The following is a 1,452-nucleotide window of genomic DNA, read 5'->3' on the forward strand; positions in this document are numbered from 1 at the left end:
TCGCCTATCCCTTCGGCGACGTCACCGACGACGGCCGCGCGGCCGTGCGAGACGCCGGCATCCTCTGCGCCTTCACCATGCAAAACTCGTGGGCTCACGTGGGCGACGACATCACCGCGCTGCCGCGCGTGCGCATCTCCAGAGAGTATTCGCTCGATTCGTTTATCGCCCTGGCGAACGGATAGAACGCGCTGGCGACAGCCAGCAGAAATGAATTCGCCCTCGCGCGGGCCGACTCGCAGGCGCCCGGCGAACCCATGTACACCCGACCTGGGTCAGTCCATCACATAGCGCCTCAGCGCGGCCGCGTCGTGAATGACGATGCGGCCGTCGTGCCCGCTCGTCGAAATGACGCCCTTCTCCCTGAAACCGCGCAGGATGCGGTTCACGCTCGTGCGCGACGAGGCCCCGCAGAACTGCGCGATGTCCTCGTTTGTGACATCGAGGGCGATCACGCTCCCCTCGTCGCACGGCACGCCGAAGCGCTCGTTCAGGTCGTACAAGAACCCTCCCACGGCGCCGACCTTCCCATTCATCGTCAGATAACGCATGCGATAGAGGCTCTCCTCCAGGCTCGCGCGGTAATAGTCCTTCACATAGCCCAGCAAACGAGAATCCTCGTTCACGAACTCCCAGAACCTCACGCGGGGAACCGCCATGTAGGTCGCCTCGGGAGATTCCACGCGCACGCTGTAGGGGGATTTCGCATGGCTGCTCACCTCGTCGCGGAGAAGCGAAACGGGGCTCGGACCCTTGATGTAGGAGATGTTGAACCGGGTACCCTCGCGCAGCGTGACACTCGCCTTGACCACGCCCTCCACAAGAACGAACACGTACTCCTGATCGAAGCCGTAGTACGAGAGATACTCATGGCGAGCTTTGCGCATCTCGTGAAATCCCCGCTCGCGCAAAAAGTCGACGAGATAGTCAGATCTCTCGATCACGCGCACCCCTCCCATACCTGACCTCCGGAAATCGCAACTCTATCGGACTGTGAAGCCGAAGCTGTACCAAATGGTAACAACATAGGTCAGACCGCCCCGATGCCATCACCACCATAGTTACCCCTCGTCCGTACCGGCAATCAACCAAGAGAGGGGCACACATGTTTGATATAGATTTGCCATATGACCGAGGACGGATGCATCTGAGCCTGCCGGATGAAAGCGTCGTCGGCGTGCTCGCGGGCAAACAGGGAGACTTCACGCCCGACGCTGGGCAGGAGGAGCTCGTCGAGCGGGCGCTCGACACCCCTTACGACTCGCCCACACTCGAGCAGCTCTGCCAGGGCAAACGCGACATCGTGATCATCAGCTCCGATCACACGCGCCCGGTTCCCTCACGCGTGACGATGCCCATCCTGCTGCGTCGCATCCACGCGGCGGCACCCGAGGCGCACGTGCGCATCCTCGTGGCGACCGGCATGCACCGGACATCCACACATGAGGAGCT

The 1,452-nt window shown here is 62.1% G+C and carries 2 protein-coding genes and 1 pseudogene; 2 read left to right on the forward strand and 1 reads right to left on the reverse strand.

What is annotated here, in order from left to right; all coding sequences use genetic code 11:
• Nucleotides 1-185 (forward strand): annotated as a pseudogene (locus tag ACT8II_RS05735) (hypothetical protein); the annotation flags it as partial.
• 90 nt (nucleotides 186-275) lie between these two features.
• On the opposite strand, the gene ACT8II_RS05740 reads toward ACT8II_RS05735, so the two are convergent.
• Complete coding sequence (locus ACT8II_RS05740; protein WP_443813288.1) at nucleotides 276-944, reverse strand: Crp/Fnr family transcriptional regulator; 669 nt, start codon at nucleotides 942-944, stop codon at nucleotides 276-278.
• 161 nt (nucleotides 945-1,105) lie between these two features.
• On the opposite strand from ACT8II_RS05740, the gene ACT8II_RS05745 reads away from it, so the two are divergent.
• A partial coding sequence (locus ACT8II_RS05745; RefSeq protein ID WP_443813290.1) for a lactate racemase domain-containing protein occupies nucleotides 1,106-1,452 on the forward strand: 347 nt, incomplete at its 3' end.

This window comes from Collinsella sp. (genome assembly GCF_052346665.1).
GTDB lineage: Bacteria > Actinomycetota > Coriobacteriia > Coriobacteriales > Coriobacteriaceae > Collinsella.